Here is a 243-nt window from a genome sequence, read left to right on the forward strand (position 1 = left end):
TAGATGAGGATAGCGATGACGATTTGGTACCGGACAGTAACGAGGGGCACGACTTTGATTATGATGGGGAGCCGGACAACACGTACACGGGGGTTGACACGGACAATGACGGATTGGACGATGGCTACGAGGGAAGTGACTTGAACGACGGCTATGACGTAAACGATGAGATAGAAGACCCAGCGACCGATTTACCGGATACGGATGGTACGGAGGACGTTAACTACCGTGATTTGGACGATG

At 51.9% G+C, this 243-nt stretch carries 1 pseudogene; it reads left to right on the plus strand.

From position 1 onward, the window contains the following. Positions 1–243, plus strand: a pseudogene (locus ACXAGS_RS15750) (gliding motility-associated C-terminal domain-containing protein); the annotation flags it as partial.

This window comes from Croceivirga sp. ABH4_376 (assembly GCF_056160685.1).